Raw genomic sequence first — 15,022 nt, 5'->3', positions numbered from 1 at the left:
GACGATGTGGGATTTCGATCTGATGGCGGCGGTGAGGTCCATCGAGACCTCCATGGCCTATGTGCTGTACCGGCTGGCGCTCTGCCTCGGCGCGGCGCTGGGCTACCTGCTGGCGACGCTGGCGGGCGCCGGCACGCTGGTCGGCTTCGGCTCGCTGGCCAGGAACGCCAGTGCACTGGGCCCCTATGGCGCGGTCGCGGGGTTCGCGCTGTTCGTCTGGCTGATGGCCAGGCTCCGCCCGACCTGGCTGAATGCCGTCAACATCCCGCAGCTGGCCCTGCTGGCGGACCAGGCGCGCGGCGTCGCGCTGCCCGGCGGCAGGGCGCTGGTCGAGCACGCCCGCCAGCGCCAGCGGTCCGCCTTCCCCAGCACGACCCGGCTGTTCGCGCTGGATCAGGCCATCCGCCAGGTCCAGGGGGACATCGCGGAGATGCACCCCTGCCCGAAGCTGCCCGCGGACAAACCCGGCCTGCGTCAGTTCATGATCCGCGCCACCGGCCGGCTATCGGCCCTGAACCATCAGACCCTGCTGGCCTGGCAGCTCTATTCGGGCACCGATCGGCCCTGGCGCAGCGCCGCCGAGGGGCTGGCGGTACAGGAACGGCATTTCGCCCGCATGACCCGCAACCGGCTGGCCGCGACGCTCTTTTCCTGGCTGGGCTTCCTTGCCGCGTACCCGCTGCTGCTGGCGGGCATCGGCCTGCTGGTGGACGGCATCCCCATCGACCTGAGCTTCTGGCCTTATGTCTTCGCCGGCGTCTTCGCCTGGGCCCTCAAGGCCGCCTTTTTCGACGCCATCGCCGAGGCGGCGATGGTCCAGGTCTTCATCCCGCTGGCGACCGCCGAGGCCGGCAGCGCCGACACCGAAACGCTGGCCCGGCACTCGGCGGCCTACCGGGAGATGCTGGAACAGGCCGGGATCGACCCGGCCAGCCTGTGACCGCGGAGCCTGACACATGAAAACCACACCAGACCTCGACCTGACCCAAACCCTCGCCATCAGCCGCCGCCGCTTCATGGGTTTCGGCGCGGCCCTGATGGGCGGCGCCATCGCGGAACGCACCTTTGCAGCGCTCCCGGGTCCGCTCGAACCCTTGTCGCAGGCACCGGCAGCGACCGCAGGCGCCTGGAGAAGGCTGAAACAGCGCCTGAGCGGCGAACTCATCCGCCACGGCCAGTTCGGCTATACGCGCCTGTCGACGCCGAACAACCAGCGTTACCGGCACATCAAGCCCGCCGGCATCGCCGTGTGCACCAACGCCGAGGACGTCGCGACCTGCCTGCGCTGGTGCCAGGAAGAGAACATGCCGCTGGCCACGCGCGGCGGCGGTCATTCCTATGCCGGCTATTCCAGCACCCATGGGCTGCTGATCAGCCTGTCCTCGCTGGGTGGCAGCACCTACGACGCCAGCAGCGGCCGTGTGACCATCGGTGGCGGCATGCTCAACGGCGCCCTCTACAAGGCACTGGGGGGTATCGGCCGCTCCGTCACCCATGGCCGCTGCACCGGCGTGGGTGCCGGCGGGTTCCTGCTCGGCGGTGGCATCGGTTTCGAAATGCGCGCCCATGGCATCGGCAGCGACAAGCTGGTGTCCACCGAAATCGTGACCGCCGATGGCGCCATCCGGGTGGCCAACGCAACGAGCAATGCCGATCTCTTCTGGGCCTGCCGGGGCGGCGCCGGCGGCAACTTCGGCATCAACACGGCCTTTACGCTGGAGACGTTCCCGGTCGACCGGATCGTGGTGTTCGATCTGTCCTGGCGCGCGGCCCCGGACGAACTGATCGCGACGGTGGTGCGCACCCTCGAGGCCGCGCCAGACCAGCTCGGCGCCAAGCTTTACCTGGAACCCTACCTGGCGGACGGCAGGCACGGCGAACCGGCGCTGCTGCTGCGGATTTATGGCCAGTTCCACGGTAGCGAGGCGGATCTGCGCGACATCTTTGCGCCCCTGACGGCAGCGGCGAAACCCGGCGCCGCAACCATCGAAACCCTGCCGTACTGGGAAGGCCAGTATTTCCTCGCCGAGGAGGGAACGCCGGCCTGTTATCAGTCCCGGTCGAGATTCGTCGACAGCAGCCTGCCGGACGCCTTCATCGCCGTCGTCCGGCAGTGGATGAACCGCTGGGAGCCTGCCCAGGGCGGCGCCTACCTGTCACTGTTCCTGACCGGTGGCGCAATCAACGATGTCCCTGCCGACGCCACCGCCTTCGTCCACCGGTGGAGCCGCTGGCTGTTCGATCTCGGCATTGGCTGGGATCCCACCCAGTCGCCACAGTCCAAGCGTCGCGCCCATCGCTGGCAGGACGGATGCTATGCGGCCCTGGTGCCGATTGCCGGCGGCGGCGCCTTCCAGAACTTCGTCGACCCGTCGCTCGGGGATTGGGAAACCGCCTATTACGGCAGCAACCTGCCACGCCTCAGGGCCATCAAGCGGCAATACGATCCCGGCAACCGGTTCCGCTTTCCGCAATCGATCCGCCCGGCCTGAGCGGGGCGGAGCGGCCTGCCGCACCCGCCACGCGGCCGGCAGGTCCGGCTCAGAACTCGAAGATGACCTGCAGCGCACCGGCGTTCTTGTCGCCGGCCAGCTCGAAGGCGACCTGGCAATCGGCCGGGCCGAAGCGGTGAGTGATGAACTGCTCGGGCGCCACCCGGTCCAGCCAGTCCAGCGCCAGCGCCAGACGCCTTTCCTTGCTCCAGCGACCGCTCAGGGCCGGGTCGATGGTGCTGACCTGGCTGGAGATGAGCTTGATGCGGCGACGGTGGAAATGGCCGCCGAGATCGACCAACCCGGCGTTGCGCCCATACCAGGAGCCGACCACGATGCGGCTGTCGAAGCCGCACAGGCGGATGGCCTGGTTCAGGCCCTCGATCTGGCCGGACACCTCGATGGCAAAGTCGAGCCCGCTCTGGTCGCCATCGAACAGGCAGTCTTCCAGCACGGCCAGCTCGCGTCCGCGCGAAGGATCGATGGCCAGGCTGACGCCCAGCTTCTGCGACAGCTCGCGGCGCAGGGGCACGGGATCGGCCGTGATCAACTCCTCCAGCGGGAACTGCCCGAGCACGGCCGCGGCCAGCAGGCCGACCACGCCCTGGCCGAACACCATGCCCCGCTCGCCGGCGAGCGGGGCGGCATCCATGACCAGATTCAGGGCGGTTTCGATGTTGGCAAGGAACAGCGCGCGATCTGCCGGCATGCCCTCGGGCAGGAGGTGGCAATAGCGCTTGCCGATGACGGCCTCGGTCTGGTGCGGATGGAAGGCGAACACGCGCCGACCCTGCCAGCGGCGGTCCTCGCGGCTGCCGACGCCGATGACCTCGCCCACCAGGGCGTAGCCATACTTGAAGGGGTAGCGGAAATGCCCGTCCAGGCTGGCGAGCTGCTCGTCCAGCTTGAGGTTTTCCGGCACCCCGCCACGGAAGATCAGGGATTCGGTGCCGGGGCTGATGGCGGAGCAGTGCGCGCGCACCAGCAGTTCGCCGGGCCCGGGCTTAGCGGGACGGACTTCCCGCAGCGCGACCGTGTGCGGGGCAACGTGGAATATGGCTTCGATGCTCATGCGACTAGCCGAAATGGACCGGCCCGTAGGCGATGACATCGGAACCCAGTATCTGGTAGCGGCAGTCCGCCAGGGTCAGCGGCGCCTCGCCGGCGGCGCTGAGGCCGTCGATGGCCTTCAGCCCGCCGATGATCTTCGGCGTGATGGTGATGACGCAGTAATTCACGAGATGCTGTTTCAGGAAGGTTGAAATGATCTTGCCGCCGCCCTCGACCATGAGGGTGCGAATGCCTTGCGCGGTCAGGGCCACCAGCGCCTGGGGTATGTCGACGCAGCCCTCGGCGTCGCCGTCGACCTGGATGACGACCGCGCCCTGTCCGGCCAGGGCCGCCCGCTGGGCGGGATCGGACAGCGATGTCGTCAGGATGATCGGCGGCTTGCCGGCCTGCCGCAGCAGGCGGCAATCCAGCGGCGTCCGCAGATGGCTGTCGAGGATGATCGGGCGGGGATCCTCGCCCTCGCAGTAGCGGACGTTCAGCTGCGGATCGTCGGCCAGGATGGTATTGACGCCGACCAGCAGGCCATCATGGTGGGCGCGCAGGAAGTGCGTCAGCGTCAGCGCCTGCTGCGAGCTCAGGGCCAATGGCGCGCCGGCATCGGCGGCGATGCTGCCGTCCATGCTCTGCGCATAGGTCAGGGTGACGAAGGGGAATCCATGCCCGGCCTCGCGGGCCAGGCGCAGCTGATCGATCAGCGGGTCGATGAAGCCGAAGTCCTGGTGCTCGGGCCTGCGCTCGCGGAAGTTCAGGAGGTGCGCCATGCGTTCGGCCTTGGAGCGCAGATAGCCGATGTTCTCCCGGTGGTGGCCCACCTCGATCGGGATGCGCGCCTGGACCTCGACGCCGTGGTGCTGCAAGGCCTCGACCTTGTGCGGGTTATTGGTGATCAGACGGATCGAGGCGACGCCCAGATCGCGCAGGATGCGGGCGGCAATGCCGTAGTCGCGCTCGTCGGGCTGGTGGCCGAGGCGGAGATTGGCCTCCACCGTGTCCATGCCTTGGTCCTGGAGGTTGTAGGCCTCCATCTTCTTCAGGAGGCCGATGCCGCGCCCCTCCTGGCGCAGGTACAGCAGGATGCCGGCCTCGACCCGGCCCAGGTATTGCAAGGTATGGCGGAGCTGGTCCCCGCAATCGCAGCGCCGCGACCCGAAGACATCGCCCGTCAGGCATTCCGAGTGGACCCGCACGGGCACCCCGGCCACGCCGCTGACGTCCCCCTTCACCAGCGCGAGATGCTCCTTGCCGTGCTCGGCATACAGAAACAGCGAGAACTCGCCGAAGCTGGTCGGCAGACGGGTTTTGACGAGATTCTTGACCACGAGGGGGTAACGGACAGCGCTTGTCTGCAAAAGCGGAACAGTATAACGACAAAGATCGCGGATTACCCTGCCCGAGGTCCCGCGCGGCAACGGCGGAAGACGGCCTAGGGCGCCAGGGAGGCGATCAGCGCGCGGAGTTCGCGCGCCTGCGCTTCGATGCTGTCGACCAGCGCGAACTGGGTCAGGGCACGCTGGAGATTCTGGCCGGGCAGGCGCACCTTGAAATAGCGGTCGCCGGCCAGGTGGTCGGTGAGAAAGCGCAGACCCAGTTCGAAGGGCAACAGCCAGATGGCGTCGTACAGGTAGTCGCGATCGTCGGCGCCCAGGCTGGCGCCGGCCTCGCGCAGGTAGCCGCTCAAGATGGCGCGGAAAGTCGTCCGGTCGAAGACCGCCGCGGAGGCGTCCGCGCCTTCGCCGGCGACATTGCAGCAGGAGCGGCAGCAGTCGCCCAGGTCGTAGTGCAGCAGGCCCGGCTTGACCGTGTCCAGATCGACCAGACTTACCGCGCGGCCGCTGTGACGATCAAACAGTACGTTGTCGAGCTTGGGATCGCCGTGTATCACCCGCTCGACCAGCCGGCCGAGGTCGCGCCCGGACTCCAGGATGCCGGCCCGCATGCGACGCCGAGCGACGAAGGCGAGGGCGCTGCCAAGACCGGGCGCATCGGCACGGTCCTCCCGCGCCGCCAGCACGGCATCGAAGCGCTGCAGGTAGCCCGGGCAGACATGGAAGCCGGGCAGGGTGTCGTGAAAGTCGCGCACGGGCAGCGTCGCGACCAGGCCATGAAACCAGCCCAGGGCGCGTCCCACCTGCTCCGCCTGCTCCGGCCGGGCGATGGCCGGCAGACTGACGGCGTGGTCGATGAAGGTGAGGGCGCGCCAGTACTCGCCCGCCTCGTCCCGATACCCATCGGCGCCGTCACGGGCAGCGATCACCTCGGGCAGGCGCCAGCCATCGTCGGGCTGGCCCGAGCGGGCCTGCCGGGCATGATCGCTCAGCCGCCTGAGGTTGGCCATGACCGCCGCGGGATCGGGAAACACCTGCCGGTTGATGCGTTGCAGCACCCAGCGGAGGCGGCCTTCCGTGACCCGATAGGTATCGTTGATGAGGCCCTGCCCCAGCGGCTCCAGAACCAGCCGCGCCGACGGGGCGGCGAAGGCCCGGGCTGCCTGCCCGGCAGCGGCCGGCGTCATGCCTCGGGTTTGCCGGAGCCGAACCCCAGGCGCTCGCGGGTCGCTTCCTTGGCCTTTTCGCTCTTGCGCAGCAGCACATAGACGGCACCGGCGCCGCCGTGCCACTTCTGGGCGCTGTGGTAGGCCATGACCTCCGGGAACATCGGCAGCCAGCGGGCCAGGAAGCTCTTCAGCAAGGGGACCTGGTCCTTGTTGCGATGCCCCTTGCCATGGCTGATGAGGGCGGAGCGGACATCGTGGCGCAGGCAGTCGCCGATGAAGCGGTACACCTCGTGCCGTGCCTGCTCCACCGTCAGGCCGTGCAGGTCGAGCATCGCCTCGATGGGATAGGCGCCCTGTTGCAGACGCCGGAACACGCCGTACTGGATGCCGTCGCGCCGGTAGCTGATCACGGCTTCCGGCCGCACCGGGTCGACGAAGGCCGTCGGCAGCTGGCTCTCGTCCATGGTCATGGCCCGCTGCGCCGCCTCGCGCCGGTAGCGGATGCCGGGCGTGAGCGAGCCATCCGCCTGGCGCGCCAGATGCCGCTCCGGCGCTGTCAGGGGTTTCACGTCGGCCATGGCCTGGCGGAAGAATTCGGTATCCTCGTCGTTCATGGTTCTGCCCGTTGCGGTGCGGTTGTCGTCAGACGGCCAGAGGGCATTCGGGTTCGGCGGAGCATAGCAAATCCGCCGGCGCGCGATGCGGACGCGGCAAGCCGGGGCTCAGGGCTCCCGGGCGTCGAAGTCGTCCAGGACATGATCTTCCAGATCCTCGACGAGCGTTTCGGAAATGGCGAAATGGCGCACCGAGATGCCAGCCTCGTGCACCGAGCCGGCGGAGCCCGACTTCAGGGGATGCCAGTCCGGCAACGGCCGGCCCTCGGCACGCAGGCGATAGGCGCAGGTGCGGGGCAGCCAGTGGAACTGGGTGAAGCCACCGCGCAGCGCAAGGCAGCCGGGCACCTGCCGGTGTCGCTCGGCGTAGTGGCGACAGCGGCAGCTGTCCAGATCGAGCAGCCGGCAGGCGGCGCGGGTATAGAGGATTTCGCCGGTAGCCTCGTCTTCCAGCTTGTTGAGGCAGCAGCGGCCGCAACCGTCGCACAGCGCTTCCCATTCACCAGGGGTCAGCGACGCCAGCGGCTTGCGATCCCACCAGCCGGCGGCTGTCTCGCCCTCAGGTGGCATTGATCCAGTGACGCCCGTCGCGCTCCAGCAGTTCGTCCGCCTCGCGCGGCCCCCAGGTGCCGGCCTCGTAGTTGGGGAAGGCGCGCGGCGGCAGCGCCTTCCAGACATCCAGCACCGGCTGGATCAGGCTCCAGCCGGTCTCGACCATGTCGGCACGCTGGAACAGGGTGGCATCGCCCATCATGCAGTCCAGCAGCAGCCGCTCGTAGCCGGTGTCGGGAGTGGAACCGAAATAGTCGACATAGTCGAAATCCATCTTCACCGAGCCCAGCTTCATCACCGGCCCCGGCACCTTGGCGCCGAACTGCAACGAGATGCCTTCCTTGGGCTGCAGGTGGATCACCATGCGGTTGGTGCGCAGATGCTCGATGGCGGTATTGCGGAACAGCACCAGCGGCGCGCGGCGAAACTGGATGACGATCTCGGTGGCGCGGGTCGCCATGCGCTTGCCGGTACGCAGGTAGAAGGGCACATCGGCCCAGCGCCAGTTGTCGATCATCAGCTTCATGGCGATGAAGGTCTCGGTGCGCGAGTCCGGCGCGACATTGGCCTCCTGACGATAGCCCGGCACCGGCTCCCCGGCCACCGTGCCCTCGCCGTACTGGCCGCGGGCCATCTTGCTGAGCACGTCCTCGGGGGTCGGAATCTGCACCGCGCGCAGGATCTTGGTCTGCTCGTCGCGCACGGCATCCGCCTCGAACGATACCGGCGGCTCCATGGCGATCAGCGACAGCAGCTGGAACAGGTGATTGGGCACCATGTCGCGCAGCGCGCCGGCGGTCTCGTAATAGGCGCCGCGCCGCTCCACGCCGACGGTTTCGGCGGCGGTGATCTGCACGTGGTCGATGTAGCGGCGGTTCCAGACCGGCTCGAAGATGCTGTTGGCGAACCGCATCACCAGGATGTTCTGCACCGTCTCCTTGCCGAGGTAGTGGTCGATGCGGTAGATCTGCCGCTCGCGCAGCACTTCCTTGATGTCGGCGTTCAGCTGGCGGGCCGACTCCAGATCGTGGCCGAAGGGCTTCTCGAAGATGACGCGGCGCCAGCTGTCCTTCTCTTCGCTGGCCAGACCCGCCTGGCCGAGCTGGCGGACAATCTCGCCGAAAAAGACCGGCGAGGTCGCCAGGTAATAGAAGTGCTTGTCCTCGATGGCATGGTCGGCGCGGATCTGCTCGCACAGCGCCCGCAGCCGGGCATAGAACTCCGGCTCGCGCACGTCGCCCGAAATGTAGTGGATGCGCGGCTCGAACCAGGCCAGCACCTCTTGATCCAGCTCGTCGGTGGCGTAGGCGCGGATCGCCTGCAGCATTTTTTCGCGGAAGGCATCGGCGGCGATCGGCTCCACCGCCGTGCCGATGATGGCGAAGCGACTGGACAGCAGCCGGGCCCGCGCCAGGTTGTAGAGCGCCGGCAGCAGCTTGCGCTGGGTCAGATCGCCGGTGGCGCCGAAGATGACCATGACGCAGGAGTCGCCGGGGCGGCCGCCGCCCCCGGCGGGCGGTATGGCTGGACCGTTCATGTCTTCTCCTGGTGGCCGCCGAAGTGGTAGCGCATGGCCGAGACCACCTTGCAGGCGAACTCATCCTCGCCACGCGAGGCAAAGCGCTGGAAGACCGCGGCGCTCAGGACCGGTGCCGGCGTGCCCTGGTCGATGGCGGCGTTGATGGTCCAGCGACCTTCGCCGGAATCCGAAACCCTGCCGGAGAATTCGCCCAGATCCGGGCTCGCCGCCAGGGCCCTGGCGGTCAGGTCGAGCAGCCAGGACGTCACGACGCTGCCGCGCCGCCACAGTTCGGCGATGTCGGCCAGGTTCAGGTGGTACTGGAAATGCTCGGGGTGGCGCAGCGGGGTGGTCTCGGCATCGGCCTCGCGGGTGAAGTCGCCGACATCGGCATGCCGGAGAATGTTGAAGCCTTCGGCGTAGGCGGCCATCAGCGCGTACTCGATGCCGTTGTGCACCATCTTGACGAAATGGCCGGCGCCCGCCGGGCCACAATGCAGATAGCCATTCTCGGCGGTACTGCTGCGGCCTTCCCGTCCCGGCGAGGGCGCAATGTCGCCAACCCCCGGCGCCAGCGTGCGGAACACCGGATCGAGGCGCTGCACCGCCGCGTGGTCGCCGCCGATCATCAGGCAATAGCCGCGCTCCAGCCCGTGCACGCCACCGCTGGTGCCGACATCCAGGTAGTGCAGGCCGCTCTGCGCCAGCGTCCCGGCCCGGCGAATGTCGTCGATATACTGGGAGTTGCCGCCATCGATGACGATATCGCCGGGTTGCAGCAATGGCACGACCCGCTCGAGCATCTGGTCGACCACCGCCGCCGGCACCATGATCCAGACCGCCCGCGGCGGCGCCAGCGCGCGCACGAAGGCCTCCAGCGACCCGGCGCCGGTCGCGCCCTCCGCCGCTAGCGCCTGGACCGATGCGGGATTGAGGTCGAAGACCACACACTCGTGCCCCGCCCGCATCAGCCGCCGCACCATGTTGCCGCCCATGCGCCCCAGACCGATCATTCCCAACTGCATGACGCCTCCCTTGTCGCCGTCAAATCAATGCATTCCCGCCCATTGCAAGCAACCGGCGGGCCAGATCATTCCACCGTGACCGATTTCGCCAGGTTGCGCGGCTGGTCCACGTCCGTGCCCTTGATCAGGGCCACATGGTAGGCTAGCAACTGCAACGGGACGGTGAACACGATCGGTGCCACCACGTCATCGGTCTCGGCCACGCGCAGCAGCCGCACCCCCGGGATATTGGCCAGGGGCGCCTCGTCGTCGGCGAACACGAACAGCTGCCCGCCCCGCGCGTGCACCTCCTGCAGGTTGGATTTCAGCTTCTCCAGGAGTTCGTTGTTGGGCGCGACGGCGATGACCGGCATCTCCTCGTCGATCAGCGCCAGCGGGCCATGCTTGAGTTCGCCCGCCGGATAGGCCTCGGCATGGATATAGGAAATCTCCTTGAGCTTGAGGGCTCCTTCCATCGCGACCGGATATTGCGGCCCGCGGCCGAGATAGAGCGCGTCCTGCTTGTCGCCGAACAGCTCGGCCCAGGCCCGGATGGCCGCCTCCAGGGCCAGCACCTGCTCCACCTGTCGCGGCAGCGATTCGAGTTCCGCGACGATGCGCGCCTCGCGCGCCCGCTCCAGGCCGTTCCGGCGCCCGAGGGCCAGCACCAGCAGCAGCAGCGCCACCAGCTGGGTGGTGAAGGCCTTGGTCGAGGCCACGCCCACCTCGGGACCGGCGCGGGTCATGAGGCTGGCGTCGGAGGCGCGCACGATGGAGCTCTCGGGTACGTTGCAGATGGCCAGCGTATGGGCGTAGCCCAGTTGACCGGCCTCCCTGAGCGCCGCCAGCGTGTCCGCTGTCTCGCCCGATTGGGAGATCGTCACGAACAGGGTGCCCGGCGCGACCACGTGCCGGCGATAGCGGAATTCGCTGGCGACCTCGACATCGCAGGGCAGGCCGGCGATATCCTCCATCCAGTAGCGGGCCACCAGCCCGGCGTGGAAGCTGGTGCCGCAGGCCACGATCTGGACCGCCCGGATGCGGTCGAAGGCCTGCGCCGCCTGGGGACCGAAGGCGGTATCGACGACCTGGCCAGCGCGAATCCGGCCTTCCAGGGTCCGGGCAATGGCCACCGGCTGCTCGTGGATCTCCTTCTGCATGTAGTGCCGATACTCGCCACGCTCGATGGCATCGGCGGCAAGTCCGGTCTCATGCACCGGCCGCTCGACCGGCTGGCCCTCACGGTCGTAGATGCGGACGCTGTCGGTGGTCAGCTCGGCGATATCGCCATCCTCGAGAAAGACAAAGCGCTGGGTTTCGCCGACCAGGGCGAAAATGTCCGAGGCAATGAAGTTTTCGCCTTCGCCAAGGCCGATGACCAGCGGGCTGCCCTGCCGCGCCGCCAGCAGGCGGTCGGGGCTGGCGGTCGAGATCACACCGATCGCATAGGCCCCCTCCAGCTGGGCGCAGGTGCGCTGGACGGCCTCCCGCAGCGACAAGCCGGCATCCAGCCATTCATGCACCTGATGGACGATGGTCTCGGTATCGGTCTCCGACGCGAAGGCGTAACCCTTGGCTTCCAGCTCCACCCGCAGGGCTTCGTGGTTCTCGATGATGCCGTTATGAACCACGGCCACCGACTCGCGGCAGACATGCGGATGAGCATTGCGTTCGGACGGAACGCCGTGCGTAGCCCAGCGAGTGTGGGCGATGCCGAGATGGCCGGTGGCAGGCGTCTCGCGCAGACCGTCCTCCAGCACCCGGATCTTGCCCTTCCGCCGGACCCGCTGCAGCTGGCCATCCTCACCCAGCACCGCCACGCCGGCCGAATCGTAGCCCCGGTATTCCAGCCGCCTGAGGCCTTCGACCAGAACCGGGGTGATGTTGCGAAAGGCGATGGCGCCAACGATACCGCACATGGGCTAGCCCTCCTGCCGCTTGAGCGGACGCCGCCAGCCGTCCACCGTGAGCTGCCTGACCCGGCTCAGGGTCAGCGCATCCGGCGGTGCGTCCTTGGTGATGGTGGAACCGGCGCCGATGGTGGCGTTCCTGCCGACCGTCACCGGTGCCACCAGCTGGGTATCGGAACCGATGAAGGCGCCATCCTCGATGACGGTTTCGAACTTGTTGGCACCATCGTAGTTGCAGGTAATGGTGCCGGCACCGATGTTGACGCCCGCACCCACCCGGGCGTCGCCCACATAGCTGAGATGGTTGATCTTCGAGTGGCCGGCGACACGGGCTTTCTTGAGCTCCACGAAGTTGCCGATATGGACGCCCTCGCCCAGCAAGGTATCCGGCCGCAGCCGCGCGAAGGGACCGATGCGGCAGCCGGCGCCGACGCTGGCGCGCTCGATGATGGAGTGCGGGAGGATCTCGACGTCGTCGCCGATGACGCTGTCGCGGATCACCACGCCGGGGCCGATCCGGACACGTGCGCCAAGCTGGACCGCGCCTTCGAGGATCACGTTGACGTCGATCTCGCTATCCTGACCCAGTATCTGGACGTCGCCGCGGACATCGAGGCGAGCAGGATCGCGCAGGGTCACGCCCTCGCGCATCAGTCTCGCGGCCCAGGCGGCCTGATGGACCCGCTCCAGATGCGCGAGCTGCTGGCGATCGTTGACGCCCAGCACCTCGTCGATGCCGTCGGCCTCGGTGGTTCTGACCGCCACGCCATCCGCCACCGCCAGGCCGATGACGTCGGTCAGGTAGTACTCGCCCTGGGCATTGCGGTTCTCCAGCCGCGACAGCCAGCGTTTCAGCCGCCCGCCGTTCAGGGCCAGGATGCCGGTGTTGCCCTCGTGGATCGCGCGTTCCTCCGGCGTGGCGTCCCTTTCCTCGACGATCCGCAACACCTCGCCGGCCTGTCCGCGGACGATGCGACCGTAGCCATGCGGATTCGCCAGCTGCACGGTCAACAATCCCACGCTGCCGTCCACGGTCAGGCCCAGCAGGCGTTCCACCGTCGACTGCTGGAGCAGCGGGACATCGCCGTAGAGAATCAGCACGCTGGCATCGTCCGCGATCTGATCCGCCGCCTGCATGACGGCATGTCCGGTGCCCAGGCGCTCCTTCTGCTCGACCCAGGTGACCGCAAGATGCGGCAGCGCCGAGCGCACGGCTTCGCCGCCATGTCCGTAAACGATGCTTATCTTGTCGGCCGCGAACGAGGCGGACAGGCGATACACGTGCTCCAGCAGGGACAGGTGGCCCACCCGGTGCAGCACCTTGGGCAAGGCCGAGCGCATGCGCGTGCCCTGGCCAGCGGCGAGGATGATGATCTCGAGACTCATGAACAGGCGTGGTGTCGATCAGAAAGTGGATACCGGCAGTCACCCGGCAGCGGCGCGGGCGACCATAAAAAAACCCGGCGTGACCGAGCTGCCACACAAGCGCTCAGCCACACCGGGTTGCTGGGAGGCGAGGTGCGTCAGGCGCGGCCGGAACGGTACTTTTCCAGGGTGCGCAGCTGCATCACTGCCTCGGCCAGCTGGGCCTGGGCAACGGCGTAGTCGATCTTTCCGGTCTTGTCGGCAAGCATCTCCTCGGCCTTGCGCTTGGCCTCCAGGGCGGCGGCCTCGTCGATATCGCGGGCGCGGACGGCGGTGTCGGCCAGGATGGTGACCACGTGCGGCTGCACCTCCAGCATGCCGCCGGAGATATAGAACGGATGGATCTCGTTGCCGCTCACCTTGACCCGTACCTCGCCCGGTTTCAGGCGGGTCAGGAAGGGCGCATGGCGCGCGGCGATGCCGACCTCGCCCATCTCGGCGGGCGCCACGACCATCTCGGCGAGCCCGGAATAGATTTCCGCCTCCGCGCTCACGATGTCCACATGAATCGTCATCGCCATGGCTGTGACCTCTTGCGGTTCCGGTAATTAGGCGGCGAGCTTTTTGGCCTTCTCCAAGGCCTCGTCGACGCTGCCGACCATGTAGAACGCCTGCTCGGGAACATCATCGAACTCACCCTCGACGATGCCCTTGAAGCCGGCGATGGTGTCCTTGAGGGAGACGTACTTGCCCGGCGCGCCGGTGAAGACTTCGGCCACGAAGAAGGGCTGCGACAGGAACCGCTGGATCTTGCGGGCACGCGACACGGTCAGCTTGTCCTCCTCGGACAGTTCGTCCATGCCCAGGATGGCGATGATGTCGCGCAGCTCCTTGTAGCGCTGCAGGGTGGACTGGACCTTGCGCGCCACGCTGTAGTGCTCCTGGCCGACGACCAGCGGGTCGAGCTGGCGGCTGGTGGAATCCAGCGGATCGACCGCCGGGTAGATGCCCAGCTCGGCGATCTGGCGGGACAGCACCACGGTGGCGTCGAGGTGGGCGAAGGTGGTGGCCGGGGACGGGTCGGTAAGGTCGTCCGCCGGTACGTAGACCGCCTGGATGGAGGTGATGGAGCCGACCTTGGTGGAGGTGATGCGCTCCTGCAGCACACCCATCTCTTCCGCCAGGTTAGGCTGGTAGCCAACGGCGGAGGGCATGCGCCCCAGCAGCGCCGAGACCTCGGTACCGGCCAGGGTGTAACGGTAGATGTTGTCGATGAACAGCAGCACGTCGCGGCCTTCGTCGCGGAAATACTCGGCCATGGTCAGACCGGTCAGCGCCACGCGCAGACGGTTGCCCGGCGGCTCGTTCATCTGGCCATAGACCAGCGATACCTTGTCGAGAACCCCGCCCTCGCTCATTTCGTGATAGAAGTCGTTGCCTTCGCGGGTACGCTCGCCGACGCCGGCGAATACGGAATAGCCGCTGTGCTCGATGGCGATGTTGCGGATCAGCTCCATCATGTTGACGGTCTTGCCGACGCCGGCACCACCGAACAGGCCGACCTTGCCGCCCTTGGCGAACGGGCACACCAGGTCGATCACCTTGATACCGGTTTCCAGCAGTTCGTTGGCAGCGGCCTGCTCCTCGAAGGAGGGCGCCTTGCGGTGGATACCCCAGCGGATTTCCTCGCCGATGGGGCCCTTCTCGTCGATGGGGTCGCCGAGGACGTTCATGATGCGGCCGAGGGTCTGCTTGCCGACCGGCACCGAGATGGCCGCGCCGGTGTTGTCGACGGCCAGGCCGCGCTTCAGACCGTCGGTGCTGCCCATGGCGATGGTCCTGACCACGCCGTCGCCCAACTGCTGCTGGACTTCCAGGACCAGCCCGGCTTCTTCCACGCGCAAGGCGTCGTAAACTTTCGGCAGCGACTCGCGGGGGAACTCAACGTCTACGACGGCACCGATAATCTGTACGATTTTGCCCGAACTCATGGTTGTCCTC

General features: G+C 67.6%; 13 protein-coding genes. 2 read left to right on the top strand and 11 right to left on the bottom strand.

Annotation, left to right across the window (positions count from 1 at the left end; translation table 11 throughout):
• Positions 1-4 precede the first annotated feature (4 nt).
• Complete coding sequence (locus ACH5N8_RS01505) at positions 5-940, top strand: hypothetical protein (RefSeq protein ID WP_483282222.1); 936 nt, start codon at positions 5-7, stop codon at positions 938-940.
• 16 nt (positions 941-956) lie between these two features.
• Positions 957-2,492: an FAD-binding oxidoreductase gene (locus ACH5N8_RS01500; protein ID WP_483282221.1), complete on the top strand. Its 1,536-nt coding sequence runs from the start codon at positions 957-959 to the stop codon at positions 2,490-2,492.
• Between the two features lie 49 nt (positions 2,493-2,541).
• Here the strand turns inward: ACH5N8_RS01500 and ACH5N8_RS01495 are convergent, their stop codons facing one another.
• From ACH5N8_RS01495 to atpD, 11 genes are all read right to left on the bottom strand, one after another.
• Entirely contained in the window at positions 2,542-3,564 is a 1,023-nt protein-coding gene (locus ACH5N8_RS01495) for a zinc-dependent alcohol dehydrogenase (RefSeq protein ID WP_483282220.1), read from the bottom strand.
• A gap of 4 nt (positions 3,565-3,568) precedes the next feature.
• Positions 3,569-4,882 carry a GTP cyclohydrolase II gene (ribA, locus tag ACH5N8_RS01490; protein ID WP_483282219.1) on the bottom strand — a complete coding sequence of 438 codons (1,314 nt, stop codon included), beginning with the start codon at positions 4,880-4,882 and terminating at the stop codon, positions 3,569-3,571.
• Between the two features lie 104 nt (positions 4,883-4,986).
• Positions 4,987-6,075 carry a phosphotransferase enzyme family protein gene (locus ACH5N8_RS01485; protein WP_483282218.1) on the bottom strand — a complete coding sequence of 363 codons (1,089 nt, stop codon included), beginning with the start codon at positions 6,073-6,075 and terminating at the stop codon, positions 4,987-4,989.
• Positions 6,072-6,671, bottom strand: coding sequence for a DNA endonuclease SmrA (smrA, locus tag ACH5N8_RS01480; RefSeq protein WP_460027332.1), 600 nt, complete (start codon positions 6,669-6,671; stop codon positions 6,072-6,074). The genes ACH5N8_RS01485 and smrA overlap by 4 nt, the downstream gene beginning before the upstream one ends.
• 108 nt (positions 6,672-6,779) lie before the next feature.
• Positions 6,780-7,241 (bottom strand): YcgN family cysteine cluster protein, encoded by a 462-nt coding sequence (locus ACH5N8_RS01475; protein WP_460027331.1) that lies wholly within the window; start codon positions 7,239-7,241, stop codon positions 6,780-6,782.
• Positions 7,231-8,760, bottom strand: a complete 1,530-nt coding sequence (gene zwf, locus ACH5N8_RS01470) for a glucose-6-phosphate dehydrogenase (RefSeq protein ID WP_460027330.1) — start codon at positions 8,758-8,760, stop codon at positions 7,231-7,233. The genes ACH5N8_RS01475 and zwf overlap by 11 nt, the downstream gene beginning before the upstream one ends.
• Positions 8,757-9,767, bottom strand: coding sequence for a phosphogluconate dehydrogenase (NAD(+)-dependent, decarboxylating) (gnd, locus tag ACH5N8_RS01465; RefSeq protein ID WP_483282217.1), 1,011 nt, complete (start codon positions 9,765-9,767; stop codon positions 8,757-8,759). Before gnd ends, zwf begins: the two co-directional genes overlap by 4 nt.
• 65 nt (positions 9,768-9,832) lie before the next feature.
• Entirely contained in the window at positions 9,833-11,665 is a 1,833-nt protein-coding gene (gene glmS, locus ACH5N8_RS01460) for a glutamine--fructose-6-phosphate transaminase (isomerizing) (protein WP_483282216.1), read from the bottom strand.
• 3 nt (positions 11,666-11,668) lie between these two features.
• Complete coding sequence (gene glmU / locus ACH5N8_RS01455; protein WP_483282215.1) at positions 11,669-13,042, bottom strand: bifunctional UDP-N-acetylglucosamine diphosphorylase/glucosamine-1-phosphate N-acetyltransferase GlmU; 1,374 nt, start codon at positions 13,040-13,042, stop codon at positions 11,669-11,671.
• 137 nt (positions 13,043-13,179) lie between these two features.
• On the bottom strand, positions 13,180-13,602 hold the full coding sequence (locus tag ACH5N8_RS01450) for a F0F1 ATP synthase subunit epsilon (protein ID WP_460027326.1): 423 nt from the start codon (positions 13,600-13,602) through the stop codon (positions 13,180-13,182).
• 27 nt (positions 13,603-13,629) lie between these two features.
• Positions 13,630-15,012 carry a F0F1 ATP synthase subunit beta gene (gene atpD / locus ACH5N8_RS01445; RefSeq protein ID WP_483282214.1) on the bottom strand — a complete coding sequence of 461 codons (1,383 nt, stop codon included), beginning with the start codon at positions 15,010-15,012 and terminating at the stop codon, positions 13,630-13,632.
• Positions 15,013-15,022: the final 10 nt, after the last annotated feature.

The sequence above is a fragment of the Methyloparacoccus sp. NF-16 genome (genome assembly GCF_056880625.1).
Note: the sequence above shows the minus strand (reverse complement) of the source record. Positions and strands in the feature narration are given on the sequence as shown.